The organism is Parazoarcus communis SWub3 = DSM 12120 (genome assembly GCF_003226565.1).
Classification (GTDB): domain Bacteria; phylum Pseudomonadota; class Gammaproteobacteria; order Burkholderiales; family Rhodocyclaceae; genus Parazoarcus; species Parazoarcus communis.
The window spans coordinates 42937-58782 of the sequence record NZ_QKOE01000014.1 but is presented as its reverse complement, the minus strand read 5'-3'; the positions used below and the strand labels follow the sequence as shown (position 1 = coordinate 58782).

Genomic DNA, 15846 nt, shown 5'->3' with positions numbered 1-15846 from the left:
GGCCCGTGCCCCTTGGGTCTGGCCCGGATCCCGCTTAGCGGCCGGCCTTCTTTACGGTCTTCGGGCCGTACTTCTTGAACACCGAGCGTGCGTCTTCTTCCGCGCGTGCCTGGGTGCATAGGCTGGGGTCGTCGTCGTGGGCGGAAAAGAAATCGTCCGCCTGGGCACGCATGACCATGTCGACGGCGTCTTTCTCGCTTTGGTCGTAGCGTTCGTAGATCAGGGTGGTGACTTCGTCCAGATGCTCTTCGTAGGTCATGGCTGTCGGCGTGAAGGTGGGAATTCGGTGAGGCTGCGTCGGGTGGCAACGACGTGCTGGTACAGGCCGCCGAACAGGGTGCGGCGATGCCAGTCGAAATCGGTCGCCTGGGGGGAAAGGCTATCGATTGGCGTATCGAGCAGCGAGGTGGCGTAGGGTTCGAGCAGGCGGAACACCAGGGACATCAACGGTGCCAGTGGGTTGAGCCGGCTGGGTCGGTGATAGTCCACGAAGACGGCCTTGCCGCCCGGCCCAACCGCCGACAACAGGTTGTCAACAATACGGCTGCGTTGCTCGGCCGGAACTTCGTGCAGCAGGAAGAAGCAGCAAACTCCCTGGTAGCGCTTGCCCAGCGGTAGGGTCAGATCGCCCCGCCGGCTGCGAACCTGCGGGTAGGCCGACAGCTTGCGGCGGACGTTGGCGATCTGGATGGGGGCCACATCGACAATCTCGAGTTGCCCCGTGTTGCCGACCTGGTGGGCCAGCATCTCGGAAAAACGACCATACACACAGGCGGCCTGCAGGATGCGCTGTCCCGGCTCGAACTCCGCCGCCGCAGCACGCATCAGCCGCCCGGCGTTGCCCCACAGGATGCTCGACACCACCAAGCTGTTGTCCAGCCAGCGCAGGTTTCGCGGGTTGAGATAGGCCCAGCTGTAAGTCTCGCTCAAGTACGAGGGTACGGATTCGACGGACGGACCGGGGGCGAGGGCTTCGGACTGGGCGGCACTCATGTCGCGGGGGCCGGCGGTCAGCGTGCGATCGGCTTGTAGCGGATACGCTTGGGCTTGGCTCCTTCCTCGCCCAGCCGCTTCTTCTTGTCCTCTTCGTATTCCTGGTAGTTGCCGGCGAAGAAGGTCCATTGCGAATCGCCCTCGGCTGCCAGGATGTGGGTACAGATACGGTCGAGGAACCAGCGATCGTGCGAGATGATCATCGCGCAGCCGGCGAACTCCAGCAGCGCATCTTCGAGCGCGCGCAGGGTTTCCACGTCGAGGTCGTTGGAGGGTTCGTCCAGCAGCAGGACGTTGCCACCGGCGATCAGCGTCTTGGCCAGGTGCAGCCGGCCGCGCTCGCCACCCGACAGGTTGCCGACAATCTTCTGCTGGTCGCCGCCCTTGAAGTTGAAGCGGCCGATATAGGCCCGGCTGGGCATCTCGAAGCGGCCAACGGTCAGGATGTCGGCACCTTCGGAGATGGCTTCGAACACGGTCTTGTCGTTGGCCAGGCCTTCGCGTGACTGATCGACCGCGGCAATCTTGACCGTTGAGCCGATGATCACTTCACCACTGTCGGGCTTGTCCAGGCCCTGGATCATCTTGAACAGGGTGGATTTACCGGCCCCGTTGGGGCCAATGACGCCGACGATGGCGCCAGCCGGAATGTTGAAGCTGACCTTGTCCATCAGCAGTTTGTCGCCGAAGGCCTTGGTGACATCGACGAACTCGATCACCTTGTCACCGAGGCGCTCACCCGGCGGAATGAAGATCTCCTGGGTTTCGTTGCGGCGCTGGTATTCGACACTGGCCATTTCCTCGTATCGCGCCAGGCGGGCCTTGGACTTGGCCTGACGGGCCTTGGGGTTGGAGCGTGCCCATTCCAGCTCGGTCTTCATGGCCTTCATGTGGGCGGCTTCCTGCTTGGCTTCCTGCGCCAGGCGGTCGCCCTTCTGCTCCAGCCAGCTGGAGTAGTTGCCCTTCCAGGGGATGCCGTGTCCGCGGTCCAGTTCAAGAATCCATTCGGCCGCGTTGTCCAGGAAGTAGCGGTCGTGGGTGACGGCCACCACGGTGCCGGGGAAGCGGGTCAGGAACTGCTCCAGCCAGTCGACCGATTCGGCGTCGAGGTGGTTGGTGGGTTCGTCCAGCAGCAGCATGTCCGGCTTGGACAACAGCAGCTTGCACAGCGCGACGCGGCGTTTCTCGCCACCGGACAGGTTGCCGATGACGGCTTCCCAGGGCGGCAGTCGCAGGGCGTCGGCGGCGATCTCCATCTGGGTTTCGACGTCGGCACCGGCCGACGACAGGATGTTTTCGTAACGGGCCTGTTCTTCGGCGAGCTTGTCGAAATCGGCGTCGGGCTCCGCGTAGGCGGCGTAGATTTCCTCGAGTTTCTGGCGTGCTTCGACGATCTCGCCCAGCCCGGCTTCGACTTCTTCCTTGACCGTCTTGGTGGGGTCGAGCTCGGGTTCCTGCGGCAGGTAGCCGATGCGCTGCCCAGCCAGGTGCTGGACTTCGCCGTCGTACTCCTTGTCCACGCCGGCCATGATGCGCAGCACGGTGGATTTGCCTGAGCCGTTCAGACCGAGCAGGCCGATCTTGGCGCCGGGGAAGAAGGAGAGCGAGATGTCCTTGATGATCTGCCGCTTGGGCGGAACGATCTTGGACACGCGAAGCATCGACATTACATACTGGGCCATGGGAATCCGCTTGGGTTGAAACGTGAAGCCGTGGAGTCTACCGCAGCTGGGGCAATTCAGCGATAAAGTGCGAGGGCAGTGATCCGCCGGTCGATGTCGTCGATCAATGCCCGATAGGCGGGGCTGTCGGTCGAGCCGTAGCGGCGACGGAATTCCGCCGCCGGGATGTATTCCGGCAGGCCTGCGAGAGAAGGGAGCAGGTCGCCATCCACGACCGCGCCGGCCAGCAGGATCTCGATGCGGGGATCACGTTCGCGCACGAGCTGGCCGAAACGGGTTCCAGCGCGGTCAGCGGCAAGGTCGGCAAAGGAAAAACCGCTGCCGGCGCGAGCATCCTCAAGCTCCTTCCAGACCCCGATGGCCTCTGCCAGCGGTTCTCCCGCCCAGGCAGCCAGCGCCGCAGAGATGATGAAGTGCTGGGCAATGTCGTTGCGATCGTGCAGGATCAGTTCGCGAGGCACCGGCCGTTTCCAGCCGCCCAGCTCTGGAATGAGTTTGCTCAGATCCTTGCCGCCGAGATAGGCGGCAAGGACCAGTAGTACGGAACGTTGGCGAGCGAAGCCATCACTTTCGTCACCAGCCCTGAGGGCGGGCAGGATCTCGGTCAGACGAATGGGCACGTTTGCGGCGCGGTGACTGAGCATGGCCGAGAGGGCGTCATTGACGCTGCGCAGCTGTTCGGGATCGACTTCTGCGACTGCGCGCGTGCGCAGGCGCTCTAACATCGCCGGGTCCCAGACGTAAGCAATCTGCAGGTTGCGCCCTCCTGGCGCGACGCTGACCGCGACGATTGAACGTCGTAGCAGCTCGGCTTCTTCGCTGACACCGCTCGTCTGGATCGCCAGACGGGTCGCAGTCAGCACCAGTGCGGGGGGCAGTTCGAGCCGTCCGATGCGAAACCCCTGCAGTTCAGGCAGACCGCCTGTGGTGCGGATATCCGCCCGAATATTGACGAACGGGCGCTGGGGTACCCCTGGCAGGCGCAGGCTGGCGTGAACGCGGACCAGATCATCGAGGGTCTCGACCCGCGCCCGGGCGTCGCGAACCCGCGAGGCCAGATGGTTGGCTGCATCGTCGGCAAGGCGGACAGGCAGGATTGCAGCGCGCAGATCGCCGGCCTGCAATCGGCGCGGATCGTTCTGAACGAGGATCTGCCGGGCCTGGGTAATGGACCGAGGCGACAGGCTGGGCTCACGCTCGACGGTCGGGCTGGCTTCCAGGGCACTGGCCAGCAAGGCGAGGGCGGTCAAGGCAAGTGCGAAGCTCAATCCGGCTAGCGCGAGCGCGAGCCACGCCAGAAAACGCAGGATCTTCATGCGGGAAACAAGCCGGTCGATGGATGCTGTTGCGCCAGGCTGCTATGGATCATGCCGGGAGGTTGGTCACAACAAGGCCTCGATATCCTTGCGCAGACTTGCAGGCGTCGTGGTCGGCGCATAGCGTTCGACCGAGCTGGCGTCGCGGGAGACGAGAAATTTGGTGAAATTCCACTTGATGGCTTCGGTACCCAGCAGGCCGCTGGCCTGTTGCTTGAGCCAAAGGTACAAGGGGTGGGCGTGTTCGCCGTTGACGTCGATTCGCTCGAACATCGGGAAGCTGACCTGAAAGCGGGTCTCGCAGAAGCTCGCGATCTGCTCACTGTCGCCAGGTTCCTGAGCACCGAACTGGTTGCACGGGAAACCGAGTACAACCAGACCGAGAGGACCATACTCGCGGTACAGCGCTTCAAGCCCGGCGTACTGAGGGGTAAAGCCGCACTGGCTTGCGGTGTTGACGATGAGCATGACCTTGCCGGCGTGTTCTGCCAGCGTGGTGTCCTGTCCGCTGAGCGTGCGGACGGGGATGTCGTAGGGCACTCGAGTCATGGCTTGACCTTGAGGTGGAGGGGGTTGAGTGTCGCCTGTGGCGGTCGGCCGGTCAATGCATGATGGGCCTGGAAGGTTGCCGGACTTGATGCTGATCGACTGCGTCAGTGGGAGAAATACGCCATGTCTGCCCAATTTTATCTTGCATGGAATGACTGCGCGCTTCAAGAACGGCCGAATCTGTCTTCGTGCTCCCGCCTGGCTCGCCATGGTCACTCAAGCCCGACCGCCTGCTGGGCGTGCCATGGCGAAGGGGCTGAGGCGAAAGCGCTGGATCGTTGGCGCGTCAGGGGATGGACGTCGATAGCAAGCGGGCACCTGAGTGCTGGGTCGCGAGTTGCTGGGCGAACGACGCTGCGGGTTGTGGCCGGCTGAACAGATAGCCTTGCAGCAGGTCGCAGCCATGTCGGGTCAGGAAGCGATGTTGTGCCTCCGTCTCGACGCCCTCTGCCACGACCTTGATGCCAAGGCTGTGCGCCAGTGCAATGATGGCGGCCGCGATCTTGCCGTCAGCACCCCTGACGCGAATGTCGTTGACGAAACTCCGGTCGATCTTGAGTACCTGGACCTGGAACTGCTGCAGGTAGGAGAGTGAGGAGTAGCCGGTGCCGAAATCGTCTATGGCCAGGCTGACACCCATTTCCCTCAGGTGACCAAGCGTGCTCAGGCTGCGGTCGATGTCCCGCATCAGCATGGTTTCGGTCAACTCAAACTCGAGCAGATTGGCGGAGACTCCGCTTTTCGCGAGCGCCTGGGCAACCTGGGTCGTGAGTTCAGGCTGACACAATTGCTGAGCTGACAGATTGACCGCGATCGGTACCGGATTCAAGCCTGCCTCCGACCAGGCAGCGAGCTGACGGCAGGTTTCGCGAATCACCCATTCGCCGATGACGACGATCAGCCCGGATTCCTCGGCGACCGGAATGAAGCGGCCCGGTGCAATCAACCCGAGTTCGGGATGACGCCAGCGCAGCAAGGCCTCGGCACTTTCCAGCTGACCACTCTGCGCGCAGACCTTGGGTTGGTAGTGCAGTTCCAGCTCACCACGCTCGATGGCGCCGCGCAGCTGGTTTTCCAGCAGCAGGTCGCCGAGTGAGGTCCGATTCATGTCCTGGGCGTAGAACTGGAAGCCGTTGCGGCCCTCCTGCTTGGCCCGGCGCATTGCAGTTTCGGCATTGCGGAGCAGTTCGGCTGGCGTGCTGCCATCGCCGTCATACACCGCGATTCCCATGGAGCCGGTGACGCTGATCTGGTGTTCACCCAGCAAAAGGGGGCATTCGATGATGTTCAGCAGCTTGCGTGCGACGTTGGCGGCGTCCTGCGGGTTCTGCAGATCCTGAAGGATGAAGACGAACTCGTCCGCACCCGGGCGGGATAGCGTATCCACATCGCGCAAGGCCTCGCGGCAGCGAACTGCGACCTGTTGCAGCAGCGCATCGCCGCGCTCGTGCCCCAGGCTGTCGTTGATCGCCTTGAATCGGTCCAGATTCAGGAACAGCACGGCGAGATGACAGCCAACCCGCTTGGCCTGCTGGATGGCTTGCTGCATACGATCCTGAAGCAGCATGCGGTTGGGCAGGTTGGTGAGGGCGTCGTGATACGACAGATGGTGAATGCGGGCTTCGGACTGCTTGCGCTCGGTAATGTCCGAGAACAGACCGATGTAGTGCGTGGGTTTGCCATCAGGCCCCCTGACCGCGGTAATCGACAGCCACTCCGGGTAGATTTCACCGTTCTTGCGCCGATTCCAGATCTCGCCTTGCCATTGACCATCTGTGTCGAGCTTGCGCCACATTTCGCGGTAGAAGCTGGGCGGCTGGCGCCCCGAACTCAGAATGGATGGGCTGCGTCCGACCATCTCGGCATTGGTGTAGCCCGTAATCTCCGCAAAAGCGGGATTGACGGCGATCACCTGGCCGCGCTGGTCCGTGATCACCATGCCCTCGGCTGCACGTGTGAAGACGGTGGCATATCGTTTGAGCTCTTCTTCCGAGCGGCGCTGAACCTCGATACGCTCGTTCAGCGCAGCATTGGCCTGCATCAGTGCATTCCGGGTGCGGCCCAGGCGAAGGAACAGCAGGACCAGATAAGCTGCCAGACCCAGTGCAAGGACAAGCAGGATCAGGCGGTAATGATGGGCGTGCCGGTTTGCCTGCTCGTATGCGGCTGCGTAGTGCTCCACCAACTGCTCGGCGATCTCGGCGGTGGGTAGCCCGAGGGTTTCCTGAATCAGGCTTTCCATTGCCGGTTTACGACCGGTCAGCAAGGATGCGTGTGCCAGCGCACTGCGGAGCCGTTCTGCGGTGTTGGGCGGTAGCGTCGCTGCATTGCGTTCAAGTTCGGTGATCAGGGTGCGGATGCTCACCGCGCGCTCGGTTCCGCCATTGACCGCATGGGTCATGACCTCGGCCAGCAGGGTGGCCAGTTGCCGGGCAGCAGGGGTGTCGGTGCCGAGCAGCGGTGTCAGCTCGCTGACGGCAGCGGGAAAGTAGCTGCTGGAGTTGCGTAACACTGCGGTGTCGCTTTTGAACTGTTCGATGTGCTCGATCTTGCGGGCGATCAGGCGCTGTAGTTCGGTGGCCAGGTTGAGCAGCGTGTGGGCTTCCGGCGCCGGCAGGAACTTGGGAATGTCGGTGAGCTGCTGGCTGTTGTCTGACAGGTGCCGGGTTTGCAGTGTCAATGCGTCGAAGTTGGGCTGCAGGTTCAGGCGTGTGGCCAGAAGCAGTGCATCGACCTCCTTGTCAACCTGCCGAATGCTGCGGAGCTCGTAGGCGTAGCGCTGATGCTCGGCAATCGAGACACTATCGGCATGGATGAACACCCAGACGAGCAAGGCGGCTGCGGTCAGGGCGACCGCAATCAGGCGTAGCGAGTGAAGGGGGCCTTGTGCCGGAAGGGGGGTTGGCGTGGTGATGCCGTTCTGCAGGCCATGGACAGCGCGGTTCATTGAAGGGAGGCTCCGCGGTAGTGTCCGGTCAGTGTGTTCAGAAAGGCGACGATCAGGCGCCGGTCCTCGGTGTCGAGCGTGCGGCCAAGCTGGTAGCGCCCCATGATTGCGACCGCTTCGTCCAGTGTCTCGATGCTGCCGTCGTGGAAGTAAGGTGCGGTCAGGGCAACATTGCGCAGTCCGGGAACTTTGAAAACCTGTTTGTCGAGTTCGTTTCCGGTGACGTTGAAGCGCCCCAGGTCGGCTTGGGTACGATGTCCACGATCCTCGAAGTAATCACCCAGAATGCCGAAGCGCTGGTAGAGATTGCCGCCCACATTGACGCCTTGATGGCAGCTTGCGCAGCCAAACTGCGTGAATCGGCGATAGCCTTCCAGCGCATCGGGTCCGATTGCGTCCTCGTCGCCTTTCAGGAACCGGTCGAAGGGCGCATCCGGCGTCAGCATGCTGGCTTCGAAAGTGACGATGGCGTCAGTGATGCTGCTCTGGGTGATGCCTTCGGGGTAGTTTTCCGCAAATGCGAGACGATATTCGGGGATGGCACTCAGACGTTCGATGATCTGCTGCCAGCTGCTGTTCATCTCCACCGGATTATGGATGGGGCCGCTGACCTGCGCGGTCAGATTCGCGGCCCGTCCGTCCCAGAACTGGCGGAAGTTCAGTGCCGCGTTGAATACCGTAGGCGCATTGTGCGTCCCTTGCGCACCGCCCGCGCCGGATGAGAACTTGTGTCCATCATCGCCACCGTTGGCGAGGTCATGGCAAGTGGCACATGAGACGGTCCGATCGGACGACAGTACAGGGTCGTGAAAGAGGCGCTCACCCAGGGCTGCTTTAGCAGGCGAGGCAACGGCAGGCTGCGGAACCGGCACGATCGGACCCGGATTCCAGCCGGCGCTCGCCAGTGTTGTGTCCGTTGGCGTCGGCGTCATGCCAGGTGTGCTGGGAAACCAGATGTACAGCGACACCGCGCCGACGAGCAGTGCGATGAGGATGGATAGCGCGTGATGAGAGGCAATTCGATTCACTGCGGCAGTGTATCGATCTCATCACTCCCCATATTGAGCTTGATCAAGGCTTGCCGTTACAAACTGCAGTTGTGTGACGGCAAGGCTGATCGCTTGTGAGGCGTCACTTCTCCACGAAGGCGCGCTCGATGACGTAGTCGCCGGGCTCCCCGATGCGCTTCGAAATTTCGAAGCCCAGGCCGTCCAGCAGCTTGCAGCTGTCCTCCAGCATTGCCGGACTGCCGCAGATCATTGCGCGATCGTGGCTGGGGTTCAGCTGGGGCAGGCCGATATCGGCGGCGAGCTTTCCACTTGAGATCAGGTCGGTCAGACGGCCATTGTTACGGAAGGGTTCGCGCGTAACGGTCGGATAGTAGATCAGCTTCTCGCGTACGGCATCGCCAAAGTAGGGATTGTTCGGCAGGTGTTGTTCGATGAAATCCGCGTAGGCCAGTTCAGAGATGTTGCGTACGCCATGGATCAGCACCACGCGCTCGAAACGCTCGTAGGTTTCCGGGTCCTGGATGACCCCAATGAAAGGCGCGAGCCCCGTGCCTGTCGACAACAGGTAGAGGTGCTTGCCTGGCTTCAGGTCGTGCAGCACGAGGGTGCCGGTGGGTTTTTTCGACACGATGATGGGGTCACCTGGCTGCAGATGTTGCAACCGGGAGGTCAGGGGGCCATTCGGCACCTTGATGCTGAAGAACTCAAGGTGCTCCTCGTGGTTCGGGCTGGCGATGCTGTAGGCGCGGGTCAGGGGGCGGCCATCGACCTCCAGGCCGATCATGACGAACTGCCCGTTCTCGAAACGCAGACCGGGGTTGCGGGTCGTGCGGAATGAGAACAGCGAGTCGTTCCAGTGGTGGACGCTGAGGACACGTTCTTGTGCGAGGTTGCTCATGGCAGCTTCCGATCGAAGGATGATGAGCCGCAGTCTAGCTGCCAATCTTTACCTGTTTGATGGATAATTCGAATATCTGTTACTTGCTGAATTGATAAAGAGGTTTTTCAGTTTCCAATGCGTTACAGCCTTCGACAGATCGAGGTCTTCGTTGCCATCGCCCAGTGCGAGAACGTGTCCCGTGCAGCAGATACCCTGAGCTTGTCACAGTCGGCCAGCAGTGCCGCGCTGGCTGAGCTGGAGCACCAGTTTGGCCGGCAGTTGTTCGATCGTCACGGCAAACGTCTGCATCTGAACGAAACAGGCAGGATGTTGCTGCCACGCGCGGTAGAGTTGCTGGACCGTGCTCATGAGCTTGAAGCCCTGCTGCGCGGAGAGCACGGACTGGGTAGCCTGAAGGTCGGTGCGACCTTGACCATCGGTAACTACCTGCTACCCCTGATCGTCGCGGGTTTCCTGCAGCGACATCCGGAGAGCGGAGTGCAGTTGCAGGTTCACAATACCGCCATGATTGCGGCACAGTTGCTGCACCACGAGATCGATATCGGGCTGATTGAGGGGCAGGTGCGTGATGCCGATATCGAAGTCGAACCGTGGGTGGACGATGAGCTCGTGGTATTTTGCGCACCCTCGCATCCACTTGCTGCGCGGGGTGAGGCAAGTCTGGCAGAACTGGCCGTCGAGCCGATGATCCTGCGCGAGCGTGGCTCGGGTACCCGGGATACCTTTGAACATGCGGTCAGGCACTGGCCGGGCGGACTGAACACCCGGCTCGAACTCGAACACACCGAGGCGATCAAGCGTGCGGTCGAAAGCGGGCTCGGTTTGGGCTGCATTTCCCGCCTGGCCTTGCGTGATGCGTTTCGGCGCGGCAGTCTGGTGCCGGTCGAAACACCTGAACTCGATCTGCGCCGGCGATTCCAGTTCATCTGGCGTCGGGGCAAGTACCATACTGCGGCAATGCGCACCTTCCTGGAGGATTGTCGGGCCTTGACGGCAGGCGTTGCGCACAGTCATGAGATTGCGCTGCCCGCCGTGCCTTGAGCGGATGGCGGCCACTGGGTTGAGAGGGTTTGTCTTGCGCGGAGTCAATCTTGCCATCGCGGCACTGCTGTTTTTCGGCTTCCTGATCGGGCTGGAACCCGCATTGGGGCCGGTTGCCGCGGGGCTCGCCATCGTCAGTGCGGTGGCCTGGCTCTGGGTCAGTGAGGCCCTGCATGTCAGTGTGACGGCCTTGCTGGTACCCTTGCTCGCCGCGATTGCAGGGGTGCTGCCCTTCGATGAGGGGCTCAAGCAGTTTGCCGATCCGGTGATCTTTCTGTTCCTGGGCGGGTTTGCGCTGGCTGCCGGGTTACATCGGCAGGGGCTGGATCGCCTGATGGCGGGATGGGTCATCGCGCGGGCAGGGCACAGGCTGGGGCAGTGCGCACGCTGGTTGTTCTGGTTGACCGCATTGCTGTCGATGTGGATCAGCAACACCGCGACGGCAGCGATGATGCTCCCGCTTGCGCTTGGCTTGCTGTCGCCACTGGCGCCGGATCAGTATCGCCGGACCTATGCCTATGTGCTTCTTGGCGTGGCGTTTTCGGCCAATATCGGCGGCATTGGAACCCTGGTGGGCAGCCCCCCGAACGCGATTGCTGCTGCCAATGTCGGCCTCGACTTCGTCGGGTGGCTGTGGTGGGGCCTTCCATTGGTGTTGGTGCTGATGCCATTGATGGAACTGGCCCTGCGATGGAGCCTGAAACCGGATCTGCAGATCGAACTTGCGCCGCCTCCTCGCGATGATCAGGTTTGGGGACAGTCTCAGTTCATGATGCTGATGGTATTTGCGCTCACTGTTGGTCTCTGGGTCTTCGGGGCACCGCTGGCGGCCGCACTTGGCATTGGCCGCGGCTTTGATGCGGCGGTGGCCTTGTTCGCACTGTTCTTGTTACATCTGCTCCGGCTTGCCAGCTGGGCCGATGTCGAGAAAAGCGCTGAATGGGGCGTGCTGCTGCTGTTTGGTGGCGGTCTGACGTTGAGCCGGGTACTGACCGACAGCGGGGCCGCGGCCTGGCTGTCGTCACAGCTTGGCGGGCCACTGGAGGTGCTGCCGGCACTGGTCTGCCTGGGCTTGATGATCCTCTTTGCGATGCTGATTACTGAGGTGACCAGCAATACTGCCAGTGCGGCCCTGCTGGTGCCCTTGTTCATCGAGCTTGCGCCGGGCATCGACAATGTTCCGGTCGCCGTGCTGGTGGCGGCGGGCGCCTCCTGCGCCTTTCTGCTGCCGGTGGCAACGCCGCCAAACGCCATCGTGTTCGGTAGTGGTCATGTACCGCAGCGCGAGATGATACGCAGCGGGCTGGGGGTCAGCGCTTTTGCCTTTCCAGTCCTGCTTGTTGCCGGCGCCCTGGCGCTGGTGTTCTGATGATGAGTGTTACAGGGGCGTGCACGGGACCGGCGCAACCTGAACGACTTTGGAGCATGACCCCATGAATGAAGCTCAACTGAGCTGGACTGAACAGGATTGCCCGTGCACCGCACGATGGCATGCAGAAAACGGCATGCCCGCTCCACGGAGGGTGCAATTGGCCGACGATACGATGAATGCAGATACGGCTTACCGGCTGGCGTGCGAGGGTACTGCATTGTTGTGGAGGGGGGATTTCCAGAATGCCCGTCTGCTGCTGCAGGCGATGGCCCGACGCGCGGTGCGCAAGCCCGCCAAGCGCAAGAAGGGGAACGTTGTCAAGAATGCGATCTCGGCCGAAGATTTTCACCTGCACCGTCAGCATCAGGCACAGCGTGCCCGTACGCTCGGTATGCTGCTGATTCCCTTCGACGACGACTATGCGATTCCGTTGCGGCGTGCGCCCGACGTGCGTGAGGCCTGCGAGGAGGCCTATGGTCCGGCCTCGGGGCCCTTTGTTGCGTCCTTGCGCGAACTGCTGGGCGTGATCGGTGCCCACGAGTGGCGGCGCAAGGGGGTTGATATACCTGCGCTGGGGGCGCGCATCCACCCGCATTACGGGGTGTACTCGCCAGTGCGTGGCGAATACCTTGATCTGGTTGCGCAGGCTCCGCTGCCGACCCGAAAACTCGCTTTCGATATTGGAACGGGTACCGGGGTACTGGCGGCTGTGTTGGCAAAGCGGGGCGTTGACCGGATCATCGCCACCGATCAGTCGCCGCGCGCGCTGGCCTGTTGCCGCGACAACCTTCAGCGCCTGGGTCTGCAGCGGCGGGTGGAGATCCAGGAGGTCGACCTGTTTCCGGATGGGCAGGCGCCATTGATCGTATGTAATCCACCCTGGTTGCCAGCACGTGCGACCAGCCCGCTGGAGCAGGCAGTCTATGACCCCGACAACCGTATGCTGAAGGGTTTTCTGGCTGGGTTGGCAGCGCATCTGACACCGGGTGGCGAGGGCTGGTTGATCCTGTCGGATCTGGCCGAACATCTGGGCCTGCGCAGTCGCGCCTTACTGCTCGATGAGATCGAGCGCAACGGGCTGAAGGTGCTGGACCGCCTGGACATCCGCCCACGTCACGGCAAGGCCGCCGATGACAGCGATCCGCTGGCGGCCGCTCGTCAGGCCGAAGTCACCTCCTTGTGGCGTCTGGCGGTCAAGAGCTGAGCTGGATTGGTTCGCCGAAAATGCAACAGCCCGCGATTGCGGGCTGTTGCTGGAGAGACGATGACTCGTACGGTCAGTGTGCCGGCTGCATCTTGATCTCGGAGGCCGGGCTCTGGCGTTCCGGCATGTAGGCCGCAATCTGGCAGGCGATCGAGGCAAGGTAAGGAATGCACTGCAGCCCCAGGATGCCGACCCAAAGCTGGGTTTCCAGATCATTGGCGCCGCGCAGCATCACCAGCGAGACGGCCGCCAGTAGCAGGGCGACCAGCATGCCGATCTCCTCACGGATGGGGCCGAAGAAGGCGAGCGCCCCCTTGGCTTTCCAGCCCTTGGGCGTAACCACGAACACACCTTTCTTCTTGACCAGGCCAGTGAACACGCCGCGGGCGATCGCATGCGCAAGCCCGACCGACAGGATGGAGGCGCCGAGGATGTCCTTCCACGGACAATCCATCGTGCGGCGATACAGGATGGGACCCAGAGCCGCCTTGAATGCCATGAAGCCGAGGATGGGTAGTGCCAGCGCGGTCACCGGCAGGCCGAAGGCCTTCGGGAAAGCGAGGATGCCCAGCGTCCACAGCAGGCTGCCGAAGGCAAACACCAGTTGCAGCGCATCGCCCAGCCACGCGAACCAGCCGGTCAGGAAGTGGTAGCGCTGGGCCAGGTTCAGACTGCTGCGTCCGATCATGTGGGGCAGGTGGGCCTTGAGGATCTGCATTGCGCCAAACGCCCAGCGGAAGCGCTGGCTCTTGATTGCAGCGAAGTCCGATGGCGTCAGCCCGCGGCCCAGGATGTGGTCCACATAGCGGGTGTCGTAGCCCTTCTCGATCAGGCGCAGGCCCAGCTCGGTGTCCTCGCAGATGCACCATTCCGACCAGCCGCCGACTTCTTCCAGTGCAAGGCGACGTACCAGGGTCATGGTGCCGTGTTGAATCAGCGCGTTGCGTTCGTTGCGGTGATGCATGCCGATGCGGAAGAAACCGTCGAACTCCCAGTTGCACATGCGACGGAAAGGCTGAGTTTCCCAGTCACGGTGAGCCTGTGGTGCCTGGACGACGGCAACGTCAGGTTTGTCGAAGTGCGGGATCAGGCAGGAGAGCCATTCCGGATCGACCACGTAATCAGCGTCGACCACACCCACCACTTCGGCACGCGGATCGGTGACCTTCAGACCGTAGTTCAGCGCACCGGCCTTGAAGCCCGGCCAGTTCATCAAATGGAAGAAGCGGAAACGTGGGCCGAGTTCAGCACAGCGTTTTTCCAGCGGTTTCCACTTGGACTCGTCCTTGGTGTTGTTGTCGAGGATGAGGACTTCGAAGTTGGCGTAGTTGAGCTTGGCCAGACTGTCGATGGTGGCGATCACCATCTCCGGTGGCTCGTTGTGACAGGCCAGGTGAATGGACACAAAGGGCTGTTCTTCCGGCGCATGTGCAGGCAGCGGCATGAAACGGCGTTGCCATTTACGCTTGAACAGGATTTCGCCGAATTCGAAGCCGTGTGACAGCAGTACGGCCGCGGTCAGGCAGGTGGCTGCGATCAGCATGCCCAGGCCGATTAGGTCGCGCTGGGTCAGGTAGTAGTCGACGGGGACGTTGAGGCCAACAATCAACGTCGAGACGCAGGCCTGGATCATGCCCGCGAGGAAAACACGGCCGGAGATGCTCCAGTCGGTCAGGAAGAAGGCAATCAGGAACATCGGCAGGAAAGCCAGTACGGCCGCATTGCTGGCCTTCTTGCTCCAGTGCGGGTCACGCTGAACCAGCCCCTCCAGCGCATACTTGGGCTGACGATCGGCGTTGAACATGCCCCAGTAAGGACCCGCCCAGCCTTCGATGTCGACCTTCCAGGGCTGGTCGATGGCCTCCATCAGGAAATAATCGAGCCGCGGCGTGCGGGGATGGGCAATGAATTCGCGGATGAAGCGGGCCTGGTTGTCCAGCGATGGCACCGCAGCGCCGATCACCGGCCCCTTGCTGGGCCAGCCGATCTCGCCGATCACGATCTTCTTCTTCGGGAAGGTCCTGACCAGTTCGTCATAGCGCTGAAAGGCGTATTCGACGGCCGCTTCGACCGGGACACCCTCGTGGTACGGCAACAGGTGAACGGTAATGTAATCCACGTGCTTGGCGAGCTCGGGATTCTTCAACCATACATGCCAGGGTTCGGCGGTGGAGATCGGCTTGCGGATCAGCTTGTTGGCCTTGTCGAGGTAGACGATCATCTGTGCAGGCGTCAGGTCGCCGCGCAGGATGGATTCGTTGCCGATCATGACGCGTTCGATGTGGCGCATCTTCTTTGCGGCCTCAACGACAGCAGCGATTTCACGCTCGTTCTTGTCCTTGTCTGCATCCAGCCAGGCGCCGGCCGTGACCAGCAGATCCCGGGTACCGGCAATGGCCAGCAGGTTGGGGATGTCGAGCACCCCGTAGGTGCGCAGGTTGTCCGCCGAACTGGCGAGCAGGTCCAGGTCGTTGGCAATGTTCTCGTCATTGGGAAACTTGCCTGTCAGCGGGCTTTGATCACGCTGAAATCCGTTGTAGGCAAAACCCTTGATGCTCTGCGTGGCGCCGGCATAATCGGCGCCTCGGTTGAACTGCTGCCAGATCCAGTACTGGGCGACGGCGACCAGAACTGCGATGGCAAACGCGAGCGCCAGGCGATAGGTAAGCGAGGCAGCGTCCTTCATGTTCGATAGATTCCTTGAAGGGAATAAAACCCTGTCGTGCTACGAAAGTGGGATGCGGACCCTGAATTGCCCGGCCGGTTCAGGCACAGGGCAAATGCCGAAAGCAGTCGATCTGTGACAGAATCCGCCAGCTTCAGGGTCATCG

12 protein-coding genes are annotated in these 15846 nt (G+C 62.0%); 3 read left to right on the top strand and 9 right to left on the bottom strand.

Features of this window, described 5'->3' with window-relative positions:
- Positions 1 to 34: 34 nt before the first annotated feature.
- From DNK49_RS16845 to DNK49_RS16810, 8 genes are all read right to left on the bottom strand, one after another.
- Positions 35 to 259 (bottom strand): hypothetical protein, encoded by a 225-nt coding sequence (locus DNK49_RS16845; RefSeq protein ID WP_110527092.1) that lies wholly within the window; start codon positions 257 to 259, stop codon positions 35 to 37.
- Entirely contained in the window at positions 256 to 993 is a 738-nt protein-coding gene (gene rquA, locus DNK49_RS16840; RefSeq protein WP_110527090.1) for a rhodoquinone biosynthesis methyltransferase RquA, read from the bottom strand. Before rquA ends, DNK49_RS16845 begins: the two co-directional genes overlap by 4 nt.
- A gap of 17 nt (positions 994 to 1010) precedes the next feature.
- On the bottom strand, positions 1011 to 2675 hold the full coding sequence (ettA, locus tag DNK49_RS16835) for an energy-dependent translational throttle protein EttA (RefSeq protein ID WP_110527087.1): 1665 nt from the start codon (positions 2673 to 2675) through the stop codon (positions 1011 to 1013).
- 56 nt (positions 2676 to 2731) lie between these two features.
- Complete coding sequence (locus tag DNK49_RS16830; RefSeq protein WP_110527084.1) at positions 2732 to 3991, bottom strand: YfiM family lipoprotein; 1260 nt, start codon at positions 3989 to 3991, stop codon at positions 2732 to 2734.
- 66 nt (positions 3992 to 4057) lie between these two features.
- A complete protein-coding gene (locus tag DNK49_RS16825; protein ID WP_110527081.1) occupies positions 4058 to 4540 on the bottom strand; it encodes a glutathione peroxidase in 483 nt (160 codons plus the stop codon).
- Between the two features lie 286 nt (positions 4541 to 4826).
- Positions 4827 to 7487: an EAL domain-containing protein gene (locus DNK49_RS16820; protein ID WP_243632414.1), complete on the bottom strand. Its 2661-nt coding sequence runs from the start codon at positions 7485 to 7487 to the stop codon at positions 4827 to 4829.
- The gene (locus DNK49_RS16815) at positions 7484 to 8515 is read right to left on the bottom strand and encodes a cytochrome-c peroxidase (protein WP_110527078.1); all 1032 of its coding nucleotides are present in this window, start codon (positions 8513 to 8515) and stop codon (positions 7484 to 7486) included. The genes DNK49_RS16820 and DNK49_RS16815 overlap by 4 nt, the downstream gene beginning before the upstream one ends.
- A 103-nt stretch (positions 8516 to 8618) precedes the next feature.
- Positions 8619 to 9395, bottom strand: coding sequence for a ferredoxin--NADP reductase (locus DNK49_RS16810; protein ID WP_110527075.1), 777 nt, complete (start codon positions 9393 to 9395; stop codon positions 8619 to 8621).
- Positions 9396 to 9512: 117 nt separating this feature from the next.
- Between DNK49_RS16810 and DNK49_RS16805 the strand changes: the two genes are divergently transcribed.
- The 3 genes from DNK49_RS16805 to DNK49_RS16795 all read left to right on the top strand — a co-directional run bounded on the left by DNK49_RS16805 (position 9513) and on the right by DNK49_RS16795 (position 13015).
- Positions 9513 to 10439: a LysR family transcriptional regulator gene (locus DNK49_RS16805; RefSeq protein ID WP_110527072.1), complete on the top strand. Its 927-nt coding sequence runs from the start codon at positions 9513 to 9515 to the stop codon at positions 10437 to 10439.
- Between the two features lie 34 nt (positions 10440 to 10473).
- Positions 10474 to 11808, top strand: a complete 1335-nt coding sequence (locus DNK49_RS16800; RefSeq protein ID WP_243632413.1) for an SLC13 family permease — start codon at positions 10474 to 10476, stop codon at positions 11806 to 11808.
- Between the two features lie 64 nt (positions 11809 to 11872).
- Positions 11873 to 13015 carry a methyltransferase gene (locus DNK49_RS16795; protein WP_110527066.1) on the top strand — a complete coding sequence of 381 codons (1143 nt, stop codon included), beginning with the start codon at positions 11873 to 11875 and terminating at the stop codon, positions 13013 to 13015.
- Between the two features lie 73 nt (positions 13016 to 13088).
- On the opposite strand, the gene DNK49_RS16790 is transcribed toward DNK49_RS16795, so the two are convergent.
- Complete coding sequence (locus tag DNK49_RS16790; RefSeq protein WP_110527063.1) at positions 13089 to 15701, bottom strand: glycosyltransferase family 2 protein; 2613 nt, start codon at positions 15699 to 15701, stop codon at positions 13089 to 13091.
- Between the last annotated feature and the right edge of the window lie 145 nt (positions 15702 to 15846).